The organism is Mesorhizobium sp. M0239, from assembly GCF_040321815.1.
GTDB lineage: Bacteria > Pseudomonadota > Alphaproteobacteria > Rhizobiales > Rhizobiaceae > Mesorhizobium.
This window is the reverse complement of record NZ_JAMYSG010000042.1, coordinates 1-22030: the sequence shown is the minus strand read 5'-3', so window position 1 is coordinate 22030 and position 22030 is coordinate 1. Positions and strand designations below refer to the sequence as shown.

Here is a 22030-nt window from a genome sequence, read left to right as displayed (position 1 = left end):
GGACACCATCGATGTCAAAGCCGCTTTCAGTCCTTCAACGTGCCACCAGGGCCGACGTTCGATCGGAGCCGTTTCCACACATCATCCTGCGCGACGCCCTTCCCCTCGATCTCTACCAGGAGTTGGCCGACACGTTTCCCGCTCCGGAAGCGCTCGAAATCGATACGCGCCGCAACAACACCAGATGGGACTATGAGGCCCACCGCATTCGGTCGAACGAAGCTGTGCCGCAAATATGGCGCGATTTTATCGCCTACCATGTATCTCAAGCATTTTTCGCCGAGATCGCCGAACTGTTCTACGACGATATTCACAAGCTTTACCCTGATTATTACCCCAATTATGAACGCCTCAAGAATATGAAAGCGGGCATCAGGTTTAGTGACACCTATGCAACGCGCGACATACTGATGGATGCGATGCTCAGCGGGAACACGCCGGTAACCGATGCCGGATCGGTGCGGACAAGCCACATCGACAATGGCGACAAGCTATTTTCTGGCCTGTTTTATATGAGGCCGGAAGATTATGATGCCGTTGGCGGGGACCTGACAATTAGTCGTTTCAAGTCCAAATACGCCACACTGAAAGCCAAAGCGACACTCTTCAATGATGCCTATGTCGACGACACCCATTTGGAATGCGTCGAAACAGTTAAATACGACAAGAACATTCTTGTATTGTTCATCAATTCGATTGAATCGGTCCACGGCGTCACAGTCCGCCAACCCACCAACAAATCCCGGCTTTTCGTCAACCTGGTTGGAGAAGTCGAAAAGCCATTCTACATCAAAGGAAAAAAGATACGGCCGCGCTACGTCCCGGCGCATCAAAACCAGGATGAGGCGGAACAGACCTGGCTGAAAAGGCTCAAGCAAAAATTGCGGCTTTGAAAGACAACGCCGTCGATCTGAGTTTCAGCCTGAACCGCCAATACCGAGCCGGATTCGACCTTTGCGGCGGCCAGGCACAGATTGGAACAGAATGAGATTTTATCCAGCCGCCGAACGGATCGCTTTTTTCGGCACGCTTATCGCTGTTCTTGCCCTTGCATTGCTGCCTATACCCCGACTCGAGGAGTATGGGATCGATATCGGTTTCCGGTCCGACAAGCTGAACCACGTCAGCGCCTTTGCCGTCATGACTTTCCTTGGAGGGCTCGGCTGGCCCGATCGCAAGACAAGGCTGATCGTCTTCCTCGCCATGGTTGGAGCGGCGATCGAGGTCCTTCAGGGCACGGCGCTGATACGACGTGATCTGGATGTGTTCGACTGGGTTGCCGATTGCGCCGGCATCGCATGTGGCCTCGTGGCCGTGATCTGTGTGAACTGGATCTTGCGGCGCAGAGGTTGACCCTGTTCTCAAGCCTTATGTGCACGGGCGCCGATAGCCACAGGAGTTCGCCCTCGGCTCCATTGACTCGGCGAAATCGGATTGCAACGATCCGATCCGAGAGTGGGCGATTTTTCTACCTTGGCCGGACAGATGAATCTTCGGGCGCGGCACCCAGGAAGCGCGCCATCAGCATTGAGGGACGATGACGATCAAGATCAGGCTTCCGGGCGGTGTGTTGAAGGTCAAGCAACGTCATGAACTGCGGCGGCGGGAGCACAAGGGCGAAGTCCCGGTCTGGCAGTTTGGCAAATATTTCGTCATCTGGTGGCCGAGTACAATTCCTGATCGACCCTCCAAGAGCTCGAATACTGACAAGGAGCTTGAAATGACGCTTCCATCGACTGGAGAAGGCACGTAAGCTCTATGCATCATGGCTTTGCGAATCAGATTGCCGGGAGGCACACTGAAGGTGAAGACCTACCGCGAACTGCGTGATCGCGAGCGGGATCGCAGGGTGCCTGTGCTGAAATTGGGACCACTCTATTTCGTCTGGGCTTCGGCCAAACTGCATTCGCACAAACACAATCCGACGCTCTGACCATTTGTCTTTGAGCAATTCCGCGCGAAAAGCCCTTAGAGATTTTCTTGGAATCGCTCCAGAGCGACCCATTCGCTGGCAGCGCCAACGGGATCAGCTTGCCTCGCGCATCGCTTCGGCCGCCTGCAGGTCGACCGACACCAGCTGGCTGACCCCCTGCTCGGCCATGGTCACGCCGAACAGCCGGTTCATGCGCGCCATGGTGATGGGATTGTGGGTGATGATGACGAAACGCGTCTCGGTGGTGGCCGCCATCTCGTCCATGAGATTGCAGAAGCGTTCGACATTGTGATCGTCGAGCGGCGCGTCGACTTCGTCGAGCACGCAGATCGGCGCCGGATTGGTCAGGAACACCGCGAAGATCAGCGACATCGCCGTCAACGCCTGCTCGCCGCCGGACAGCAGCGTCATGGTCTGCGGCTTCTTGCCGGGCGGGCGGGCAAGAATTTCGAGGCCAGCCTCGAGCGGATCGTCGGATTCGATCAGCTGCAATTCCGCCGTGCCGCCGCCGAACAGATGCGAGAACAGCCGCTGGAAATGGCCGTTGACGACCTCGAAGGCGGCCAGCAACCGCTCACGGCCCTCGCGGTTGAGGCTCTGGATCGCCTGCCGCAACTTGCGGATCGCCTCGATGATGTCCTCGCGCTCCGACACGATCGCTTCCAGCCGGTCGGATAGCTCCTTCTGCTCTTCCTCGGCGCGCAGGTTGACGGCGCCGAGCCGTTCGCGCTCGATCTTCAGCCGGTCCAGCTGACGCTCGATCTCGGCCATCTCAGGGATCGGGCTGTCAGCCTCAAGACCGGTATGGCGAATAACCAGATGCGGTGGTGTGTTCAGCGTCTCCTGGATGCGCGCCTCGACCTCCAGCCGGCGTTCGTCGGCCGCGGTCAGCCGCTCTTCGGCGCGAACGCGAGTCTCGCGCGCCTCGGCCAGGAACTGGATGGCGCCGGTGGCGGCCTTGTCCAGTTCGGATTGCCGGTTCTCCGCTTCCTGCAAACGGTCGGCCGCCGCCTTGCGCAAGCTCTCGGCCTCGGTGAGCTGCGACAGCAAGGCACGCCGCTTGGCGTCGATTTCATCGGGAGCATCGGCCAGCCGCTCGCGTTCGGCCTCGGCCTCGGCCTTGCGTTCGCCGAGCGATGCGATCTGCGTCGAGGCGTTTTCGGCCCGCTCCAGCCAGTTGCTGCGCTCGGCGCCAATGGCATCGAGCCGGCGCGCGCGCGCCTCGGCTTCGCGCCGCAGCCCCTCATGCACCGCACGCGCATCGGCAAGCGCGGCGCGGTCGCGGGCGACATTGGTCGAGGACTGTTCGAGCTGCAATTGCAGATCGCCAAGATCGGGCGCGTCCTGCAGCAGCATTTCGGCCTCGGCGAAGGCGGCCGAAATCTCCTCATGGCTGTCGACGATGCGGGCGCGCGCTTCATCGAGCGCGGCGCGCCGGCTCTGCAATTCGCCGCCGGCTCTCTCGGCCTCGGCCAACGCATTGCGGGCAGCGTCCAGCCGATGCTGGGCGTCACGACCGGCCTGGCGCGTGTTGCGCTCGGCCTCGCTTGCCAGGCGGAGCGCCTGTTCAGCCTCTCCCAGCGCCTCCTCGGCCTGGCGCAGGACTAGCGTCGCCTGTATCGCCTCGGCATCGAGCTCAGCCAGCCGGTTCTTCTGCGCCAGCCGTTGTGCTGCGGCGGTCGGCGCATCGGCGCTGGCGGTAAAGCCATCCCAACGCCAGAGCGCGCCTTCACGGCTGACCAGCCGCTGGCCGGGAGCAAGCAGCGGCTGCAACCGGCGGCCGTCGCTAGATTCGACGATACCGACCTGCGCCAGGCGGCGGGCGAGCTGTGCCGGCGCGTGGACCACGCTGGCCAGGCTTTTGACGCCTTCCGGCAGAGCCGCGTCGCCGGGCCGGATCGCGCTTTCGCCCCAATGCACCGGCGCGCTGCGGTCGAGCGGCACGTCGAGATCTTCACCAAGGGCCGCACCCAGCGCCGTTTCGAAACCGCGATCGACGCTGATCTGTTCCAGCACGGCCGGGAAAAGATCGCCACTGGCGGCATTCAGGATTTTTGCCAGCGTGCGCGCTTCGGTTTCGATCCGTGCCAGCTCGGCCCTGGCATCCTGAAGCGGTGGCCGGGCAGCGCTTTCGGTAGCGCGGGCATCGATGACCGACTGCTCGGCCTCGGACACGGCAGCCTCGGCCTCCTCCAGCAGCGCCATGGCCTGTTCGACCAGCACGCGCTTCTCGGCCGGATCGGGCAGGCCAGCGACCTTGGAGAGTATCTCCGACAATTCCCGGTCGACATCGGCAAGCTGACGGGCGAAGCGGTCGCGGCGCTCGGCGGTGTCGCGCAGCGTCCGTTCGATCTGGTTGCGCGAGGCGGCAGCCTCGGCCCGTTCGGCGGTCAGCGCGGCGAGCTTGGCTTCGCTTTGCGAAAGCGTCGACGCCGCCTGTTCGAACGCCGCACGGGTGGTGGCTTCGCGTTCGGCGGCGCCGGCATTTTCCGAATTGAGTGCTGCCTCTTCGGTGCGAAGGCGCTCGAGAATGTCCGCATTGTCGCGGACCATGCGCTCTTCACGTGCGATATCGCCGTCGAGCTGCTGCAGCCGGCGCTCGAGTTCGCTCTGACGGGCGCGGATGCGGCCGGCTTCCTCCTCGATCTGCGACTTGGCGATCGACAAGCGCTGGAAGGCAGCGGCGGCGGCGGCTTCCGCGTCGCGCAGGTCCGGCAAGCGATGAGCGCCGATGCCTTGCTCCCTGGCGGCGGCCATCTGGGCTGCGGCGCGGTCGCCGACCAGTGCTGTCGCAACCGCCAGCGCCGAGCGTGCCTCGCCTTCCTGGGTCTTGGCCAGCGTCCAGCGCAAATGCAAAAGCGTCGCTTCTGCCTTGCGGATATCGGCCGACAGGTTCTTGAAGCGGGACGCCTGGCGCGCCTGGCGCTTCAGGCTTTCGATCTGGCTTTCCAGCTCGCCGACGACGTCGTCCAGTCGTTCGAGGTTCTGCTCGGCTGCCTTCAGCCGCAGTTCTGCCTCGTGGCGGCGGGTGTGCAGGCCGGAAATGCCCGCCGCCTCTTCGAGCAGCGCGCGGCGTGCCTGCGGCTTCGCCTGGATCAGTTCGCCAATGCGGCCCTGACCGACCATCGACGGCGAACGCGCGCCGGTCGACTGGTCGGCAAACAGAAGCTGCACGTCCTTGGCGCGCGCTTCCTTGCCGTTGATGCGGTAGAGCGAGCCCGCCTCGCGCTCGATGCGGCGCGACACCTGCAGTTCGTCGGCATCGTTGAAGGCAGCGGGCGCCGAGCGATCACTGTTGTCGAGGAAAAGCGTGACTTCGGCGGTGTTGCGTGCGGGCCGAGTGCCCGAGCCGGAAAAGATGACGTCGTCCATGCCGGACGCGCGCATGTTCTTGTAGGAGCTTTCGCCCATCACCCAGCGCAGCGCCTCGACAAGGTTCGACTTGCCGCAGCCATTCGGCCCGACAATGCCGGTCAGGCCGCGTTCGATGACGAACTCGCCGGGCTCGACGAAGGACTTGAAACCGAGGAGGCGAAGGCGCGAAAACTTCATTCGCCCCGCCCACTAAGCGGATTTCCGTGATTTTGCGAAAGGAATTCGCGGCACGACAGGAAGCCGCGCACGCCGAAGCGCCGCCGCCTCGGGGCTGACTGGACGTCAGAGCAGAGGGTCGATGATGGCCGACATTTCCTCAATCGACATCGCCCCCTTGTAGGTCTTACCGTTGATGAAGAAGGTCGGTGTCGAGTCGACCTTGAATTCATTGGCGCCGCGCTTCTGGACCGATCTCACATCGTCCAGAAGTTTCTGGTCCGTCAAGCAGGCCTCGAAGGACTCCTGTGTAAAACCGGCGAGCTTCGAGATTTGCAGCAGCGCATCCTTGGTATTCTGAACGCCAACCCAGTTCGCCTGCTGCCTGAACAGGACGTCGACCATGGGGTAATAGTTATCCTTGGCGCAGCGCGCCAGCATAAAACCGGCTTCGGCGCTCGGATCGAACGGGAATTCGCGCAGGATGTAGCGGACCTTGCCGGTGTCGATGTACTTGGTCTTCAGGTCCGGAAAGGTGGTCTCGGCGAAATGCGCGCAGTGCGGGCAGGTCATCGAGGCGTATTCGACGATGGTGACCTTGGCGTCATCCTTGCCAAGCTGCTTGTCGGGCAGCGCACCCGGCTTCATCAGCTCCGTCATGTCCACGGTGCCCTGGGCTTCCGGCGCGGTGGCGGCGGCCGGCGTGGCCGGCTTCGCGGGGGCGGCCGGGGCCGCAGGCTTCACATCCGCAGCCTTCGCCTCCTCGCCAGAGTCGCTGCAGGCGGCGAGCAGGGCCACCGCCGGAATGGCGGCCAGCGAAGACAGGAGGTTTCTGCGAGACAAGCTTTGGCCGAACGGGGGACGGTTCATACGAATCACCTGACAAGGGTTGGATTTTGCAATGCAAAGGCACGAAAAGGCGAGAGTTGGCGCGAATTAAGGCATCTCGATCCCCAATCCAATCGCGAAACCTGACAAGGGCGATCACGAATGCGAGATATTGACGACGAATCCATGACTTTCTTCAAGACGCCTATGATTTTCTCTCCCCAATAATGGTCGCGCCAAGTTTCTCCAGCGAGGCGCGCAGTTCATCATTATCGACCAGGCCGACAGTTCCCGACAATTTCGTCTTCTCAGCCGCCGTCAGCGGCCTCAGGGCCGCTTTGCGCTTTCCTTTGTCGGCTGTCACCGGCTTCTGCAGGATCCTGATGCGATTGATGGCGGTGAAGCCGAGGAAGACGTTGACCCGGTTGATGATCTCGCCCGTCTCGTGCTGCAGATGAAGTGCCGCCATGCCTTCGCAGGCAATGACCAGCACGGCCGGCTCGAACGGATCGTCCTCATGCATACGGCGCGGCCACTGGATTTTTTCGGGGCGCGAATGGCTGGCCAGCCGCGGGCCGGCGATCTCGTCCCATGACTGGACGAGGCCGATCGAAATGCCGGCCCGCTTGCGCAGCACCGGATCGAGGATCCTGGTCGCGAGATCGCTGACCGGGACGGGATTGCCGTAGGGCGTTCTCCCTGCCATGTACGTCCTCCAGCGACGACCCAGCAGATACCGGCCAGGCCAATACAAGATCAATGGCACCAGCAGACCAGACCCGCAAGACCGCATCCTGGGATAGTGGCAAAGCCACATCCGGAGATAGCAGCACAGCTGCATCCGGTGTCAGCGACGATATCGCATCCCGCCTGCTCAGCTGGTACGATGTGCATCACCGTGAATTGCCGTGGCGCATCACACCAATTGAGCATGCGCGCGGCGTGCGGCCTGATCCCTACCGCATCTGGCTCTCCGAGGTCATGCTGCAGCAGACCACCGTCGAAGCGGTGAAGGCTTATTTCAAGGTATTCGTCGAGAAATGGCCCGATGTCGAAGCGCTGGCCGCGGCGCCCACCGAGGACGTGATGAAGGCCTGGGCCGGGCTCGGCTACTACTCCCGCGCCCGCAATCTCAAGGCCTGTGCCGATCTTGTGGCCGCGCGTGGCGGCCGGTTTCCCGACACGGAGACGGGTTTGAGAGAACTGCCCGGCATCGGCGCCTATACGTCGGCGGCCATCACGGCGATTGCCTTCGATCGCCCCGCCGCCGTTGTCGACGGCAATGTCGAACGTGTCATCTCCCGGCTGTTTTCGATCACAACCCCGCTCAGCGAAGCCAAGCCCGAGATCCGTGCCCATGTCGAGCGCATGGTGCCCGGGACAAGGCCTGGCGACTTCGCCCAAGCGATGATGGATCTCGGCGCCACCATCTGCACGCCACGCCGGCCGCGCTGCATGCTGTGCCCGCTGCGCGAAGACTGCAGCGCGGTCGTTTCAGGCGATCCCGAGCACTTCCCGGTGCGCCTGCCCAAGGCCGACAAGCCGCAGCGGCACGGCGCGGCCTTTGTCGCCGTGCGGGCCGACGGCGCCATCCTTCTGCGCAAACGGGCAGAGAAGGGTTTGCTCGGCGGCATGACCGAGGTGCCGACGACGGGCTGGACCGCGCGGATCGATGGGGCAACCACGGAAGCGGCCGCGCCCTTTCCCGCCGACTGGCGGCATGCGGGCCGCATTGCGCATGTCTTCACGCATTTCGCTCTCGAACTCAAAGTCTTTCACGCTCACATCAAAGGTGATGCGCCAGACGGGCATTTCTGGTCGCTCGCTCACGAGATTTCCGGCGAGGCGCTGCCGACTGTCATGAAAAAGGCAATCGAGGCTGCGATACCCGGCGCGACGAAAAAGCCGTCGCCACACAGTGCAAAGAGGCCCCATGACTGAAATACGCCACATCGTTTTCGACATCGGCAGAGTGCTGATCCACTACGATCCCAACATTCCGTTCAGCCGCCTCATTCCGGATGCCGAAGAGAGAAAGTGGTTTTTCGACAATGTCTGCACGCATGACTGGAACATCGAGCAGGATCGCGGCCGCACCTGGGAAGAGGCCGAGGCGCTGCTGATCGCGGACCATCCCGATCACGCGGAAAACATTCGCGGTTTCCGCCGCCATTGGCACGAGATGGTGCCGCATGCCTATGACGACAGCGTCGCCATCATGGTCGGTCTGATCGAGAGCGGCCACGACGTGACCATGCTGACCAATTTTGCCAGCGACACGCTGGCCGAGGCCCGCGAACGCTTCGATTTTCTCAATCGCCCACGCGGTGTCACCATCTCGGGCGAGATCGGCATGATCAAGCCGGATCGCGGAATTTACGATCATCACGTTGCCGCGTTCGGCCTCGAACCGGCCGCGACACTGTTCATCGACGACAGCCAGAAGAATGTCGACGGCGCCAAGGCGGCCGGCTGGCAGTCGGTGCTGTTCACCGATGCGAAGACGCTTCAAGCAGACCTTGAGCGGCATGGCATCGCGACCTGATCGAGACCGGCAATGGGCAAGCTCGTTCTGACCTTCAACCCGGAATGGTCAATACTTGACGCCAGTGTCGAGCATGGCCACTTTCGAGGACGTGGCGATGCCTATTTCCCGACCGACGAGGTAAGCGAATTTATTGTGTCATTGCAGGCCTATCCGCTTAAACGCGCGGATCTGGTCCTGAGATCGCCCGGCCTGATAAGCATCTCGGTTTTCCCGGCGGATGGCGTCGGTCACCTGTTCGTCCGGATCGAGGTCGCGGAGGAGATCGAAGCCCGTGACTTCGCGCGTGTGCGACTCCGGACGGACTATTCGCGTCTGTCGCGTTTTGCCAGTCAGCTCTCACTGATGGCGAAAGGCGAGGTCAGCGAAATCATCCTGGAGGAAGACAAGGCCTGAGCTGCCGATCAGGCCCCTGCCCGCTCCATGCCGAGCCGCGCGATGCGGCGAAGCTCGTCGATCGGGGTCAGGCCACCGCTGCGCTCATAATGCCAGAAGGTCCAGCCGTTGCAGGCGTCCAGCCCCTGCACTTCGGCACCGATCTTGTGGATCGAGCCGGCGCTGTCGCCGATCGCCACCGTGCCGTCGGCGCGCACCTTGGCGGCCCAGCGCTTCTTGGCATCGTAGAGCGTCGCGCCCGGCATCATCAGGCCGGTGTCGATCAGGCTGACAAAGGCGACGCGCGGCTCGGCGCGCTTGCCCGTGAGAACGGTCAAGTCGGCCTCTTCCAGCGGCCGCACCGCGTCGATGCGCTCGTTGGCGGCGTCGATATAGGCCTGCTCGCGTTCGATGCCGACGAAATGGCGGCCGAGACGCTTGGCCACCGCGCCCGTGGTGCCTGAGCCGAAGAAGGGATCGAGCACGATGTCGCCCGGTTTGGTCGAGGCCATCATGATGCGGGCAAGCAGCGCTTCCGGTTTCTGCGTCGGATGCAGCTTGTCGCCATTGTCGTTCTTCAGCCGCTCGCCGCCGGTGCAGATCGGAAACAGCCAGTCGGAGCGCATCTGGATGTCGTCGTTGGACGCCTTCATCGCTTCGTAGTTGAAGGTATAGCCCTTGCCCTTCTGATCGCGCGTAGCCCAGATCATCGTCTCATGCGCGTTCTGGAAGCGGCGGCCACGGAAATTTGGCATCGGGTTGGTCTTGCGCCAGACGACGTCGTTAAGGATCCAGAAGCCGAGATCCTGCATCTTGGCGCCGACCCGGAAGATGTTGTGATAGGAGCCGATGACCCAGATGGTGCCGTTGGGCTTCAGCACCCGGCGCGCCGCCAGCAGCCAGGCACGCGTGAAAGCGTCATAGGCCTCGAAACTCTCGAACTGGTCCCAGTCGTCGTCGACGGCGTCGACCTTGGACTGATCGGGGCGGTGCAGGTCGCCGTCGAGCTGCAGATTGTAGGGCGGATCGGCGAAGATGACGTCGATCGATTTTTCGGGCAACCGGTCGAGCGCGGCGACGCAGTCGCCCTTGAGGATCGTGTCCAGCCATTCGGATTGCTGGGGAGCGTGGGATAGCTCGTCGAGAAGACGCACGGCAGACATTCTGACACCCAAGGCACGCGTTACTGTTTACTCTCCGTTATGGTTACCGATCAGCGTAAATATTCCGTGAAGGCCAAGGGACGGGTGTGGCGAATTTGCGAAGGCGGCCCTGTTGGTGTATGCCGCGCCGCCTGAGCCTTCCGAGGCCACTTCGCCCTCCTATTGTCCGGATCACCATGCCCCAGCCAGACCTTGTCATCTTCGATTGCGACGGCGTGCTCGTCGATTCCGAGATCATCGCCGCCCGCGTCGACGCCGAGCTTTTGACCTTGGCAGGATACGAGATATCGGCTGAGGAGATTTCGGAGAGCTATGCCGGCCTGACCTTCAAGGACATCATGCTGCGGGTCGAGGAAAAGTCCCGCATCCCCTTCCAGGCCTCTCTGATCGACAGGGAGGAACAATTGGTCGACCGCAAACTGCGCAGCGACGTCCGCGCCATCGATGGCGTGCGCGAGGCCGTTGCCGCGGTAAGCGTGCCGCGCTGCGTCTGCTCGAATTCACGCTCCGAGCGGATCGAATTCATGCTGGAAAAGGTGCATCTTCTGCCGTTTTTCACCGACCGGATTTTTTCGGCGATGGAAACACCGACCGGGAAAACGAAACCGGCGCCGGACGTGTTCCTGTTCGCGGCGGAGAAACTCAGCGCCAACCCGGCGAACACTTTCGTTATCGAGGATTCCGTGCACGGCGTTCACGGCGCAAGGACGGCGGGCATGCGGGTGATCGGCTTCACCGGAGCCGCCCACAGCTATCCCGGCCATGCCGACGCGCTCACCGAGGCCGGCGCCGAAACGGTGATCCGCCGCTGGGCAGAGTTGAAAAGCGTGATCGCGGCGCTGTCGGAGTGGTCGGACGCCTGAGGGCGATTGAATTTCGCCCTCGTGGCGGGACTTTTCTCGCCCGGTCGGTCTACCGTTCTCGTGCTTCAGAGTGGTAGGAGGCGATACTGCAATTTTGGGAGCTGGTTTTCATTTCAAAACCCTGATGGCTATGCGATGATTGCGTCATGACGATTGAGCTTGAAATCACGCCAGAGTTACAGGCCCGCATCGATGCTATCGCGGCGCGGTCCAGCCTGTCCGCGTCGGAAGTCGTTGCGGACGCGCTTGAGAACGGCCACTCCCTTGAGTGGCAGGAGCGGTTTTTAGACAAGGTGAACGCAGGAATTGAAGCGGCCGACCGTGGTGAATTTGCCAGCCGTGCCGATATCGAGCGGGTGTTGAACAAGTACCGCCCCACCTGATGCAGGTTTCATGGACGAGCGCCGCTCTCGACGACCTCGACCAGATTCAGGATTTTATCGCGCAGGACAGTCCCGTTGCGGCGTATCGGCTAACAGCCGATCTGATTGGTCGCACCGACGAACTCTTGGCGTCAAATCCCATGGTCGGACGCAAGGGACGAGCGGGCGGAACCCGCGAGCTTGTGATAGCGCGGACATCCTATATCGTTGTTTATCGGGTGCGCGGCAGTGACGTTGAAATCATCGCCGTTGTCCATGGGGCCAGAGAATGGCCGGAGAGCCTCACATAGCCCGCCCATGTCTTGTGTTCGCCGCTTAGTTCGTCGCGGCGGCTCTCTTCCTCTGCTTCTTCTTCGGCTTGTCGGCCGTTGCCTGATGCGCGGTTTCGTCATAGCCGGCAAAGGCCTGATAGTCCTGCGCCGTCGGCTCGGGCACGACAATATTGGAATCGGTGAAGACGAACTGCGTGGCGACCGAAGGATCGGTGACCTGGACCTGATACTGGTGGATCTGCGAATAGAGGACCTCGGTGCCATGCATCACAGCCGTGCGGATGGGCATGGTGATGGTGCCTGGAGAAAACTTCGGTCCGGGGACAATCTTGCCGGCGACCGCGATCTTCATCGTCAGCTGGCCGTTGGCACGGCTGCAGTCGCGTGTCACGTCGCTGACCGATGCCTGGTAGATGATGTTGGCCGATTCGTCGGGCGGAGTTGCAGCAGCGGCGTCAGCCTCGGCCTGGGCCGCGGCATCCTGCGCGGCGTCGCCGGTCTTCTTGATCCTGGGCTTGGGCTTCTGAGCTTCCTTGGAATAGGTGTTGAAGAAAGCCGTGCCGTCCCGCACCGTCACCCTGGGACAATAGGCCTGCAACTGGCTGGCCAGTATCTTGGGATCCTGGGGCGGCGGTGGCGCCGTCGGGTCCTCCTTCTTGCCTATGCCGAGGTTCAGGATGCCATTGTCGCCCGATTGGCAGCCGGCGGCGGCAAGCATAAAGCCGGTGAGCGCAAGACCCGCCAAAAAGCGACCACTGAATGTACGAAACGCCATGAAACTGCACTTCCCTCTCGCAAAGCTGGTGACGTATATCAACCGCGCGGCAAAAATGCGACTGAGCCAGCGCAGAAATTAACCACCTTGCGGTGGATGGAAAAGCCAAGCAGTAACGGAATTGTGACATGCATTATGTGAGTACCCGCGGGGAAGCCCCCGTTCTTGGATTTTCCGACGCCGTGCTGGCCGGGCTGGCGCGCGACGGCGGGCTCTACGTGCCGCGCGAGTGGCCACAGTTTTCCGCCGCCGAGATCCGCGCCATGCGCGGCCTTGCCTATCCCGAACTTGCCATCCGCGTGCTGTCGCCGTTCCTTGGCGACGAGATCCCGGCCTCCGTTTTCGAGCGGCTGGTGCGCGAAGCCTATGCCACCTTCCGCCACGAGGCCGTCTGCCCGCTGGTGCAGACCGGCCCCAACACCTTCATCCTGGAACTCTTCCACGGGCCGACGCTCGCCTTCAAGGACGTGGCGATGCAGCTTCTGGCCCGGCTGATGGACCATGTGCTTGCCGAACGCGACCAGCACGCCACCATCGTCGGCGCCACCTCGGGCGATACCGGCGGGGCGGCCATCGATGCCTTTGCCGGTCGCAGCCGGACCGACATCTTCATCCTTTTCCCGCACGGCCGCGTCTCGCCGGTGCAGCAGCGGCAGATGACGACGTCGACGGCTGCAAACGTCCATGCGCTGGCGATCGAAGGCAATTTCGACGATTGCCAGGGCCTGCTCAAGGACATGTTCAACGATCACGGATTTCGCGACCGGGTGGCGCTTTCGGGCGTCAACTCGATCAACTGGGCCCGGATCATGGCCCAGATCGTCTATTATTTCTCCTCGGCGCTGTCGCTTGGCGCGCCGGACAGGCCGGTCTCCTTCACCGTGCCGACCGGCAATTTCGGCGATATCTTCGCCGGCTACGCGGCCAAGAAGATGGGCTTGCCGATCGAGCGGCTGGTCATCGCCACCAACGACAATGACATCCTGGCGCGGACCTTCGCGACAGGGGAATATCGCACCAAGGGTGTCTTTGCGACCACGTCGCCGTCGATGGATATCCAGGTGTCGTCCAATTTCGAACGCCTGCTGTTCGAGGCCTCCGGCCGTGACGCGGCGACCGTGCGGCGCTACATGGACGGTCTGAAGCAGTCCGGCGCTTTCACCATCGAACCCCAGCAAATCGCCGGGATGCGGTCGGAATTCGACGCCGGCCGGGCTGATATGGACGAGGTCGCCGCCACCATCCGCTCGACGCTCGCGGCCAGCAACTATCTGCTCGATCCGCACACCGCGGCAGCTGTGCATGTCGCTGCGGGCAAGGCGTCAGGCGCCGTGCCGATGGTGGTGCTGGGTACCGCACACCCGGCAAAATTCCCGGCCGCCGTCGAAGCCGCCAGCGGCGTGTCGCCCGCACTGCCCGCATGGCTAGGTGGGTTGATGACATCGGAGGAAAAATACACGGTACTTCCCTCCGACCTGAAAATGGTGGAAGATTATGTCGGCCGCCGCGCGCGGGCGGCGCGTTAAGGAGTACTAGCCATATGGGTGTTGAGGTAAGCCGTCTGTCGAACGGCCTGACAGTCGCCACCGAAACCCTTCAAAGCATCGAATCGGTTGCCCTTGGTGCCTGGGTCAAGTCGGGTGCCCGCAATGAACGTGAGGACGAGCATGGCATGGCCCATCTGCTCGAGCACATGGCGTTCAAGGGCACGAAAAGGCGGAGCGCCTTCGAAATCGCCTCGGAGATCGAAGACGTCGGCGGCGAAATCAACGCCGCCACCAGCGTCGAAACCACTTCCTACTATGCCAGGGTGCTCTCCGACGACGTGCCGCTGGCCGTCGACATTCTTGCCGACATCCTGCAAGAGTCCGAATTCGACCCGCAGGAACTCGAACGCGAACAGCATGTGATCCTGCAGGAGATCGGCGCCGCGCACGACACCCCCGACGACATCGTCTTCGACCGTTTCACGGAAACCGCCTATCGCCATCAGACCATCGGCCGCTCCATTCTCGGCACACCCGAAACGGTCAAATCCTTCACCTCCAAGCAACTCCACGACTTCATCGAGCGGCAATATGGCGCCGAGCGCATGGTGATTGTCGCCGCCGGCGACATCAAGCATGACAATTTCGTGCGCGAGGTCGAAAAGCAACTCGGCGGCTTCCGCAGCAAGGCCGACAGCACCATCCCGCAATATGCGCAATATGTCGGCGGCGACTTCCGTGAGGACCGCGACCTGATGGACGCGCAGATCGTGCTGGGGTTCGAAGGCCGGGCCTATCATGTGCGCGACTTCTATGCCTCGCAGGTGCTGTCGATGATCCTCGGCGGTGGCATGTCGTCGCGCCTGTTCCAGGAGGTCCGCGAGAAGCGCGGCCTGTGTTATTCGGTCTATGCTTTCCATTGGGGCTTTTCCGACACCGGCGTCTTCGGCGTCCATGCCGCGACCGGCCAGAGCGACATCGCCGAACTGGTGCCTGTCATCATCGACGAGCTGCAGAAGGCCGGCGAGAAAATCCTGCAGGAAGAACTCGACCGGGCGCGCGCCCAATATCGCGCCGGACTGATCATGTCAGCCGAAAGCCCGGCCAGCCGCGCTTCGCAGATCGCACGGCAGCTGCTTCTGTTCGGCCGGCCGATCGCCAAGGAGGAACTGATGGAACGGCTGTCGGCGCTGACGGTCGAGCGGCTGACCGATCTATCGTCGCGTTTGTTCTCGACCAAGCCGACGCTTACCGCTGTCGGGCCTGTGGGCACACTGGCGCCATACGAGGCGATCCTCGAATCGCTCGCAGGCACGCAGACCACGGCCCGTAAGCTCGCCGTCTAAGCCCCTCGAAGCGTCGTGTTCGCGCTCCCTTTCTTCCGCCGCGACCTGCCGGCGCTGAAAGGCGACCGCGTCACGCTGCGCGTGCCGTTCACCAACGACTTCCGCGAGTGGGCGGCGGTGCGTGGCGATAGCCGCGCCTTCCTCGAACCCTGGGAGCCACGCTGGACTCCCGATGAACTCGACCGCAACGCATGGCGGCTGCGCATCAGCCGCTACCGCGAGGATTATGCGCAAGGAACCGCTATCGCCTTCTTCATCTTCGAGAGGAGCAGTGGTAAGCTGGCCGGCGGCATCACGCTCGGCAACATACGCCATGGCGTCTCGCAGAGCGGCCATGTCGGCTACTGGATCGGCGAGCGCTTCGGCGGCCGCGGCCTGATGACCGACGCGGTCAAGGTGGTGGCCCGCTTCGCCTTCGATACGCTGAGGTTGCACCGGATCGAAGCGGCCTGTATTCCCGACAATATCCGGTCGATCCGCGTGCTTGAAAAAGCCGGATTTCGGCGCGAAGGACTGCTGCGATCCTATCTCAGGATCAACGGCATCTGGCAGGACCACTACCTCTACGCCCGGATCGCGGACGATCCGCCGGGCGTTGGAACGAAGGACTGATTTTTGACGAATTTCCTGCGCAACGGGTCGCTGTTCGCCTTTGTCCTCGCGACACTCCTGACGCTGTGCGCGGCATCGTCGGCCTTTGCCGTCGAACCGATCAAGATTGCCCGCGACGACGTCGCGCTCGACCTTTCCGGCGCCGTCGAGATCTACCGCAACCAGGGCGAGAATTTCCAGGTGTCGACCGCGCCGGGTCCGGACGGTATCGTGCGGCGCATCGAGGTCGAGGCCAATGATGCCCGTTCCACCGGCGACTGGGCTGTTTTCGCGCTCGCCAACACCACCGACCAGCAACTCGACCGGCTGATCGTCGCACCGCATTTCCGCCTGGTGAATTCCGGCATCTTCTGGCCGGATCTCGGCTCGACCCGCATCGCCGCCATCACGCCCAGCGAAGGCTTCGCGCTCGATCGCCAGACCAGCCCCGACGCCGACGTTTTCCGGGTGACGCTGAACCCCGGCACGGTGATTACCTTCATCGCCGAACTGGCCTCGCCGAAGCTGCCGCAGGTCTACCTCTGGGATCCGGAATCCTACAAGGACTCGGTCAATTCCTACACGCTGTTTCGCGGCATCGTCATCGGCATTGCAGGCCTGCTGGCGCTGTTCCTGACCATCCTTTTCGTGGTCAAGGGAACCTCGATGTTCCCGGCAACCGCGGCACTTGCCTGGGCGGTGCTGGCCTATATCTGCGTCGATTTCGGCTTCCTCAACAAGATCATCGAGATATCGCCCGGCAACGAGCAGATGTGGCGAGCGGGAACGGAGGTGGCGCTGGCGGGAACCTTCGTGGTGTTCCTGTTCGCCTATCTCAACCTCAACCGATGGCACGGCCATTTCAGTTATGGCGCGCTGGTCTGGATCCTCGGACTGGTGCTGATCGCCGGCGTCGCCATCGTCGATCCGGCGGTCGCCGCCGGCATTGCCAGGCTGTCCTTCGCCGCCACCGCACTGACCGGGCTTGGCCTGATCATCTTCCTCGGCATACGCGGCTACGACCGTGCCATCATGCTGGTGCCCAGTTGGGTCATGGTGCTGTTGTGGCTATGCGGATCGTGGATGGCGATCACCGGCATGCTCGACAACGACATTGCCCAGCCGGCCCTGGGCGGCGGGCTGATCCTGATCATCCTTCTGATCGGCTTCACCGTCATGCAGCATGCTTTTGCCGGCGGCGCGCTGCATCAGGGCCTGTTCTCCGACCTCGAGCGGCAGGCGCTGGCGGTCGCCGGTTCGGGCGACACGGTATGGGATTGGGACGTGCTGCGCGACCGCGTCGTCACCAAGCCCGATGTCAGCATCCAGCTCGGACTGGCGCCGAACAGCCTTGGCGGCGCGGCCCGCAACTGGCTCCCGGTGCTGCATGCCGACGACCGCGACACGTTCCGCACCACGCTCGACGTCGTGCTCGAACACCGGCGCGGCCGGGTATCGCAGAATTTTCGCCTGCGCGGCGCCGACGGCCACTATCACTGGTTTTCGCTGCGCGCGCGCCCGGTCATCGGATCCGACGGCGAGGTTATCCGCTGCGTCGGTACCATGGTCGACGTGACCGAGCAGAAAAAGTCCGAGGAAAGGCTGCTGCACGACGCCGTTCACGACAATCTGACCGGTCTGCCGAACCGCGAACTTTTGATGAATCGGCTGGAAGCGATCATCTCGATCGCGCGCACCGAAGAAAAGGTGCGGCCAACCGTCTTCGTCATCGACATCGACCGTTTCAAGCAGGTCAATGACGGCCTCGGCATCTCGGCCGGCGACACCATCCTCTTGACCATCGCGCGTCGCCTGCACCGGCTGCTCAAGCCGAAGGATTCGCTGTCGCGCTTTGCCGGCGATCAGTTCGCGCTGATGCTATTGTCCGAACAGGACCCGGCCCGCATCGCCGCCGTGGCGGATGCCATCAAGCATGCCATCAACAACCCGATCACCTTTGCCAAGCGCGAGATCGTGCTGACCGCGTCGATCGGACTGATCACCTGGAATTCGCCGCAGATGTCGGCCGAGGACATGGTCAAGGATGCCGAGCTTGCCATGCACCAGGCCAAGCGCTTCGGCGGCGACAGGATCGAGCCGTTCCGTCCGGCCTTCCGCACTGTCGGCACCGACAGGCTGCAGTTCGAATCCGACCTGCGCCGCGCCATCGAGCGGCGGGAATTCACGCTTGCCTACCAGCCGATCGTGCGGCTTGAGGACGGCAGTGTCGCCGGCTTCGAGGCGCTGCTGCGCTGGGACCACCCGCGCCGCGGCATGATCCCGCCGGCGGATTTCATCCCGGTCGCCGAAAGCTGCGGGCTTATCGTGCAGCTCGGCCTGTTTGCCATGCAGCAGGCGGCGGAAGATCTCGCCAGCTGGCAAAAACAGATCGGTGACGCGCCGCTGTCGGTCTCGGTCAATTTGTCCAGCCGCCAGCTGATCCGCCGTGACCTGGTCAGCGACGTCCGCTCGGTCATCGCTCGGGCCAATCTGAAGCCGCGCTGCTTCCGGCTGGAGCTCACCGAATCGCTTGTGATGGACAATCCCGAGCAGACCGCCCATGTGCTGACCAAGCTGAAGCAGCTCGGCATCGGCCTGTCGCTGGATGATTTCGGCACCGGCTATTCCTCATTGGCCTATCTGACGCGTTTCCCCTTCGACACCATCAAGATCGACAAGAGCTTCGTCGACGACAACACGCCCAAGCGCGCGGTGCTGCTGAAATCGATGGTCAACATGGCGCATGAACTCGGCCTGTCCGTCGTCGCCGAGGGCATTTCGGACGAGAGCGACGCGCTGGAACTGCGCCAGATGGGCTGCGAATATGTCCAGAGCTTCATGTTCGGCGCACCAATGCCGGGCGACCAGGTGCTGAAGACGCTGAAGGAACAGTATCCGCTGACGCAAGCGTGATGGGATTCAGGCGCGCGTCGCCCAGGCGCGGACCTCTGCGATTGGCCGAGACGCCTATCGCTTCGTCATCCTAGGGCGAAGCAAGGAGCGCAGCGACGCGGCGCAGACCCTAGGATCCATGCCGTGAGGTTAAAGCGTTGAAAACGGTTCAGATTTCTTCGCCGCTGCATCCTTCGACATAGGTCACGGAATGGATCCCAGGGTCTCCGCGACGGAGCTTCGCTCCTGCTTCGCCCTAGGATGACGAAGGTGTAGGCGGCTTCGGCTAGCCGCGAATGTTGCGCATGACTGTTCGCGATTACGCGTGTCCGGCCGCCAAGCTGAGATGCGCAAGGTCGATACCGATCGAGGCGAGGATCCGGTCGTATTTGCGCTCGATGTCGGTGTCGAACAGAAGCTCGGCATTGGCCGGACAGGTCAGCCAGCCATTTTCGGCGATCTCGGTCTCCAATTGGCCGGCGCCCCAGCCGGAATAGCCGAGCGCCATCAGCGCATGACGAGGCCCGCGGCCGGACGATATTGCGCGCAATATGTCGACGGTCGCCGTCAGGCAGATGTCGTCGGAAACGGTCAGCGACGATTCCACCCGATAGTCTCCCGAATGCAGGACGAAGCCCCGGCTGCGGTCCACGGGGCCGCCATTGCGCACGACGAAATCGCGGGCCTGAGCCGGCAAGCGGATCGCCTCCTGCTCGTTCATGATGCCCAGTTGCACGAGCAGGTCCGGAAACAGCATCTGCTGCGTCTGGTTGATGATCAGGCCCATGGCGCCTTCATCGGAGTGTGCGCAGACATAGATGACCGAGCGCGTGAAACGGTCGTCCTTCATGCCGGGCATGGCAATCAGGAACTGATCGTCGAGAAAGCCGCGACTGGCGACCGTCTTCTTGTGGCGCAACAAGTCCATGAAGGGAGCGTAACGCGTTTCCAAAGCGCCGAAAAGATGCGCCGTGCTGGATTCGACCAAAGCCTGTTGCGGCGGCTCGAACATTCTTCTCCCTCGAAGTCACGCAAATATGATACCGGCAAGGCCATGAAATCATTGCGCGGCCACGAACGGACGATCAAATCACCGCCATGCGAAGCTTGAAAATCCTGCTGCTCGGAGCCGCCATCGGATCGGCAACCGCTCTTCCCGCCGCCGCCTCTTCGTCGGCGTGGTACAACAGTGAAGGCGGCAAGGTTCGGCTGGTTACATCAGGCAAAGCCGACGATGCCGGCCGTATCCAAGGCGTTCTCGATATTGCGCTCAAGCCTGGCTGGAAGACATATTGGCGCGATCCGGGCGACGCGGGCGTGCCGCCGCAACTCGACATTTCAGCCAGCACCAACATCGCCGACGCCACTCTGTCGTTTCCGGCGCCGCAGCGCCATGACGACGGCTATGGCAAATGGGCAGGCTACAACTATCCGGTTTCTCTGCCGGTGACATTCACGCTGGCGACGCCGAACCAGCCGGCGGTGATCGATGCCGACATCTTTCTCGGCATCTGCGAAACGATCTGCATTCCGGTGCAGACGCGGCTGACCGTCGACCCCGCCTCCGATCCGGACAATGTCGAGGACGCGGCGCTGGTGAAGGCGAGTTTTACGGCGCTGCCGACGCCCGCGAGGTCCGATTTCGGCATCAATGTGCTGCCGGGCGACCACGAGACGCTGATTGTCGAGGCGAGCTTTCCCGGCGATCCGGCGGCGGCGGATTTCTTCGTTGCCGGCGAGCGGGACTACATGTTCGGCACCCCGGCCCGCAGCGAAAAGGACGGCAAGCTGATTTTCACCGTGCCGATCCTCGATCGCCCCTCGACGACGCCGACCGATGGCGGGCTTCACTATACGCTGACGAGTGCGGCGGGCGCGGTCGCAGGGATTCTGCCTTTCCCTTGATCCAGCCTGTCCCAACGATTGCAGGAAGCCGTTGAGTTCGCTACGCAAAGACACGTCCTTCCCATTTTCCCAAGCGAGGAATCCATGACCATTTCCGTTGGCGACAAGCTGCCTGACGTGACCTTCAAGACGATGACCGCCGATGGCGCCAAGCCGATCACCGGGGCCGAGATTTTCTCGGGCAAGAAGGTCGTGCTGTTTGGGGTTCCCGGCGCCTTCACACCTACCTGCAGCAACAACCATTTGCCGGGCTATCTCGAGAACCACGATGCCATCCTGGCGCGCGGCGTCGACACCATCGCCGTCGTTTCGGTCAATGACGTCCATGTCATGGGTGCCTGGGCGCACTTCACCGGCGGAGAGGGCAAGATCCTGTTCCTCGCCGACGGCAGTGGCGATTTCGCCAAGGCGGTGGGCCTCGATTACATCAGCAACGATATGGGCCTGCGCTCGAGGCGCTTCTCAATGATCATCGACGACGGCAAGGTCACCGCGCTCAATGTCGAGACCAAGCCCGGTGTCGACGAGTCCGGTGCGGCTCATATTCTGGGGCAGCTCTGAACTTCAGCGACAACGTCGGGCTGGACCGCAACGGTTGCCGCCGCCCGACGATCGCCCTTGTATTCCAGGGATTGCCTTTGGGGGGACCTCGATGTTTGACATGTTCTGGCGTGCTATCGCGATCGGCATCGGCGCTACGGTGGCGATGGATCTCTGGGCCATCTTCCTGCACAAGGCGTTCGGGCAGCCACGGCCGAACTGGGGGCCGGTCGGTCGCTGGGTCTGGCATCTCCGCGACAAGGTCTTTCACGATGATATCGGCGGTGCAGCGCCCTACGCGCATGAAAAGGCGCTGGGCTGGGCCTTTCACTATTTTGTCGGCATCGTCTACGGCATCATCCTGGTGGTGTTGGCCGGAGCGGGCTGGCTTGCCGCGCCGACATTCCTGCCGGCCTTCATCCTCGGCATCGTCACCGTCGGCGCCGGCTGGTTCCTACTGGCACCCGGCATGGGCGCCGGTTTGGGCCCCCCCGAAGCGGCCCACCCCCGTGGGTAAACGGGGCGCGCCCCGGGGGGGGAGACCCGGTTTTGGGGGCCGGGGTGTGGGTAAAGCGGCGGGGTCCCGAAAAAATGGCGCGTT

The 22030-nt window shown here is 62.6% G+C and carries 22 protein-coding genes and 1 pseudogene; 17 read left to right on the top strand and 6 right to left on the bottom strand.

The features are described 5' to 3' along the window. Window positions 1-11: 11 nt before the first annotated feature. From NKI99_RS30405 to NKI99_RS30390, 4 genes are all read left to right on the top strand, one after another. Window positions 12-893: a hypothetical protein gene (locus tag NKI99_RS30405; RefSeq protein ID WP_352613233.1), complete on the top strand. Its 882-nt coding sequence runs from the start codon at window positions 12-14 to the stop codon at window positions 891-893. 91 nt (window positions 894-984) lie between these two features. Beyond that, window positions 985-1353, top strand: a complete 369-nt coding sequence (locus tag NKI99_RS30400) for a VanZ family protein (RefSeq protein WP_352613231.1) — start codon at window positions 985-987, stop codon at window positions 1351-1353. Window positions 1354-1537: 184 nt separating this feature from the next. Next, window positions 1538-1753: a hypothetical protein gene (locus NKI99_RS30395; protein ID WP_352613229.1), complete on the top strand. Its 216-nt coding sequence runs from the start codon at window positions 1538-1540 to the stop codon at window positions 1751-1753. 51 nt (window positions 1754-1804) lie between these two features. Further along, on the top strand, window positions 1805-1933 hold the full coding sequence (locus NKI99_RS30390) for a hypothetical protein (RefSeq protein WP_352613228.1): 129 nt from the start codon (window positions 1805-1807) through the stop codon (window positions 1931-1933). A gap of 93 nt (window positions 1934-2026) precedes the next feature. Here the strand turns inward: NKI99_RS30390 and smc are convergent, their stop codons facing one another. The 3 genes from smc to NKI99_RS30375 form a co-directional block, all read right to left on the bottom strand. Further along, window positions 2027-5485, bottom strand: a complete 3459-nt coding sequence (gene smc, locus NKI99_RS30385) for a chromosome segregation protein SMC (RefSeq protein WP_352613226.1) — start codon at window positions 5483-5485, stop codon at window positions 2027-2029. Window positions 5486-5590: 105 nt separating this feature from the next. Further along, complete coding sequence (locus tag NKI99_RS30380) at window positions 5591-6334, bottom strand: DsbA family protein (protein WP_128302501.1); 744 nt, start codon at window positions 6332-6334, stop codon at window positions 5591-5593. A gap of 163 nt (window positions 6335-6497) precedes the next feature. Next, the gene (locus tag NKI99_RS30375) at window positions 6498-6998 is read right to left on the bottom strand and encodes a DUF721 domain-containing protein (protein WP_352613224.1); all 501 of its coding nucleotides are present in this window, start codon (window positions 6996-6998) and stop codon (window positions 6498-6500) included. Between the two features lie 53 nt (window positions 6999-7051). Between NKI99_RS30375 and mutY the strand changes: the two genes are divergently transcribed. Genes mutY through NKI99_RS30360 form a run of 3 tightly spaced genes read left to right on the top strand, consistent with a single transcriptional unit; the run spans window position 7052 to window position 9233 of the window. Beyond that, a complete protein-coding gene (gene mutY / locus NKI99_RS30370) occupies window positions 7052-8233 on the top strand; it encodes an A/G-specific adenine glycosylase (RefSeq protein WP_352613222.1) in 1182 nt (393 codons plus the stop codon). After that, the gene (locus tag NKI99_RS30365) at window positions 8226-8837 is read left to right on the top strand and encodes an HAD family hydrolase (protein WP_352613220.1); all 612 of its coding nucleotides are present in this window, start codon (window positions 8226-8228) and stop codon (window positions 8835-8837) included. Before mutY ends, NKI99_RS30365 begins: the two co-directional genes overlap by 8 nt. A 12-nt stretch (window positions 8838-8849) precedes the next feature. Continuing rightward, window positions 8850-9233: a WapI family immunity protein gene (locus NKI99_RS30360; protein ID WP_023808584.1), complete on the top strand. Its 384-nt coding sequence runs from the start codon at window positions 8850-8852 to the stop codon at window positions 9231-9233. Between the two features lie 8 nt (window positions 9234-9241). Here the strand turns inward: NKI99_RS30360 and NKI99_RS30355 are convergent, their stop codons facing one another. Next, the gene (locus NKI99_RS30355) at window positions 9242-10375 is read right to left on the bottom strand and encodes a site-specific DNA-methyltransferase (RefSeq protein ID WP_023808585.1); all 1134 of its coding nucleotides are present in this window, start codon (window positions 10373-10375) and stop codon (window positions 9242-9244) included. A 176-nt stretch (window positions 10376-10551) separates the two neighbouring features. Here NKI99_RS30355 and NKI99_RS30350 point away from each other — a divergent pair, with 176 nt between their 5' ends. From NKI99_RS30350 to NKI99_RS30340, 3 genes are all read left to right on the top strand, one after another. Next, complete coding sequence (locus tag NKI99_RS30350) at window positions 10552-11238, top strand: HAD family hydrolase (protein WP_023808586.1); 687 nt, start codon at window positions 10552-10554, stop codon at window positions 11236-11238. Window positions 11239-11384: 146 nt separating this feature from the next. Next, window positions 11385-11621 (top strand): transcriptional regulator, encoded by a 237-nt coding sequence (locus NKI99_RS30345; protein ID WP_023808587.1) that lies wholly within the window; start codon window positions 11385-11387, stop codon window positions 11619-11621. Continuing rightward, entirely contained in the window at window positions 11621-11911 is a 291-nt protein-coding gene (locus tag NKI99_RS30340; protein ID WP_023808588.1) for a type II toxin-antitoxin system RelE/ParE family toxin, read from the top strand. Before NKI99_RS30345 ends, NKI99_RS30340 begins: the two co-directional genes overlap by 1 nt. 25 nt (window positions 11912-11936) lie before the next feature. Here NKI99_RS30340 and NKI99_RS30335 read toward each other — a convergent pair whose 3' ends face one another. Then, window positions 11937-12668: a hypothetical protein gene (locus tag NKI99_RS30335; RefSeq protein ID WP_023808589.1), complete on the bottom strand. Its 732-nt coding sequence runs from the start codon at window positions 12666-12668 to the stop codon at window positions 11937-11939. Between the two features lie 128 nt (window positions 12669-12796). Here NKI99_RS30335 and thrC point away from each other — a divergent pair, with 128 nt between their 5' ends. From thrC to NKI99_RS30315, 4 genes are read left to right on the top strand one after another with little or no spacing between them, the layout of a single operon-like run. Beyond that, on the top strand, window positions 12797-14194 hold the full coding sequence (thrC, locus tag NKI99_RS30330) for a threonine synthase (protein WP_023808590.1): 1398 nt from the start codon (window positions 12797-12799) through the stop codon (window positions 14192-14194). Between the two features lie 14 nt (window positions 14195-14208). After that, window positions 14209-15501, top strand: coding sequence for a M16 family metallopeptidase (locus NKI99_RS30325; RefSeq protein ID WP_127290840.1), 1293 nt, complete (start codon window positions 14209-14211; stop codon window positions 15499-15501). A 15-nt stretch (window positions 15502-15516) separates the two neighbouring features. Further along, a complete protein-coding gene (locus tag NKI99_RS30320) occupies window positions 15517-16113 on the top strand; it encodes a GNAT family N-acetyltransferase (protein ID WP_352442778.1) in 597 nt (198 codons plus the stop codon). Window positions 16114-16116: 3 nt separating this feature from the next. Next, entirely contained in the window at window positions 16117-19005 is a 2889-nt protein-coding gene (locus tag NKI99_RS30315) for an EAL domain-containing protein (RefSeq protein WP_128302499.1), read from the top strand. A 298-nt stretch (window positions 19006-19303) separates the two neighbouring features. Here NKI99_RS30315 and NKI99_RS30310 read toward each other — a convergent pair whose 3' ends face one another. Then, complete coding sequence (locus NKI99_RS30310) at window positions 19304-19912, bottom strand: YqgE/AlgH family protein (RefSeq protein WP_023808594.1); 609 nt, start codon at window positions 19910-19912, stop codon at window positions 19304-19306. A 170-nt stretch (window positions 19913-20082) separates the two neighbouring features. Here NKI99_RS30310 and NKI99_RS30305 point away from each other — a divergent pair, with 170 nt between their 5' ends. The 3 genes and pseudogenes from NKI99_RS30305 to NKI99_RS30295 all read left to right on the top strand — a co-directional run. Continuing rightward, a complete protein-coding gene (locus NKI99_RS30305) occupies window positions 20083-20889 on the top strand; it encodes a protein-disulfide reductase DsbD domain-containing protein (protein WP_352442779.1) in 807 nt (268 codons plus the stop codon). 84 nt (window positions 20890-20973) lie between these two features. Further along, window positions 20974-21450, top strand: a complete 477-nt coding sequence (locus NKI99_RS30300; RefSeq protein WP_023808596.1) for a peroxiredoxin — start codon at window positions 20974-20976, stop codon at window positions 21448-21450. A gap of 91 nt (window positions 21451-21541) precedes the next feature. Continuing rightward, a pseudogene (locus tag NKI99_RS30295) lies at window positions 21542-21941 on the top strand (DUF2938 family protein); the annotation flags it as partial. Window positions 21942-22030: the final 89 nt, after the last annotated feature.

Excerpts from the sequence above, each read along its gene's own strand:
- NKI99_RS30300 (WP_023808596.1), top strand. The coding sequence starts at position 20,974 with ATGACCATTTCCGTTGGCGACAAGCTGCCTGACGTGACCTTCAAGACG.
- NKI99_RS30395 (WP_352613229.1), top strand. The coding sequence starts at position 1,538 with ATGACGATCAAGATCAGGCTTCCGGGCGGTGTGTTGAAGGTCAAGCAA.
- NKI99_RS30325 (WP_127290840.1), top strand. The coding sequence starts at position 14,209 with ATGGGTGTTGAGGTAAGCCGTCTGTCGAACGGCCTGACAGTCGCCACC.
- NKI99_RS30405 (WP_352613233.1), top strand. The coding sequence starts at position 12 with ATGTCAAAGCCGCTTTCAGTCCTTCAACGTGCCACCAGGGCCGACGTT.
- thrC (WP_023808590.1), top strand. The coding sequence starts at position 12,797 with ATGCATTATGTGAGTACCCGCGGGGAAGCCCCCGTTCTTGGATTTTCC.
- NKI99_RS30355 (WP_023808585.1), bottom strand. The coding sequence starts at position 10,375 with ATGTCTGCCGTGCGTCTTCTCGACGAGCTATCCCACGCTCCCCAGCAA.
- NKI99_RS30305 (WP_352442779.1), top strand. The coding sequence starts at position 20,083 with ATGCGAAGCTTGAAAATCCTGCTGCTCGGAGCCGCCATCGGATCGGCA.
- NKI99_RS30360 (WP_023808584.1), top strand. The coding sequence starts at position 8,850 with ATGGGCAAGCTCGTTCTGACCTTCAACCCGGAATGGTCAATACTTGAC.
- mutY (WP_352613222.1), top strand. The coding sequence starts at position 7,052 with ATGGCACCAGCAGACCAGACCCGCAAGACCGCATCCTGGGATAGTGGC.
- NKI99_RS30400 (WP_352613231.1), top strand. The coding sequence starts at position 985 with ATGAGATTTTATCCAGCCGCCGAACGGATCGCTTTTTTCGGCACGCTT.
- NKI99_RS30335 (WP_023808589.1), bottom strand. The coding sequence starts at position 12,668 with ATGGCGTTTCGTACATTCAGTGGTCGCTTTTTGGCGGGTCTTGCGCTC.
- NKI99_RS30380 (WP_128302501.1), bottom strand. The coding sequence starts at position 6,334 with ATGAACCGTCCCCCGTTCGGCCAAAGCTTGTCTCGCAGAAACCTCCTG.
- NKI99_RS30345 (WP_023808587.1), top strand. The coding sequence starts at position 11,385 with ATGACGATTGAGCTTGAAATCACGCCAGAGTTACAGGCCCGCATCGAT.
- NKI99_RS30350 (WP_023808586.1), top strand. The coding sequence starts at position 10,552 with ATGCCCCAGCCAGACCTTGTCATCTTCGATTGCGACGGCGTGCTCGTC.
- NKI99_RS30340 (WP_023808588.1), top strand. The coding sequence starts at position 11,621 with ATGCAGGTTTCATGGACGAGCGCCGCTCTCGACGACCTCGACCAGATT.
- NKI99_RS30375 (WP_352613224.1), bottom strand. The coding sequence starts at position 6,998 with ATGGCAGGGAGAACGCCCTACGGCAATCCCGTCCCGGTCAGCGATCTC.
- NKI99_RS30365 (WP_352613220.1), top strand. The coding sequence starts at position 8,226 with ATGACTGAAATACGCCACATCGTTTTCGACATCGGCAGAGTGCTGATC.
- smc (WP_352613226.1), bottom strand. The coding sequence starts at position 5,485 with ATGAAGTTTTCGCGCCTTCGCCTCCTCGGTTTCAAGTCCTTCGTCGAG.
- NKI99_RS30310 (WP_023808594.1), bottom strand. The coding sequence starts at position 19,912 with ATGGACTTGTTGCGCCACAAGAAGACGGTCGCCAGTCGCGGCTTTCTC.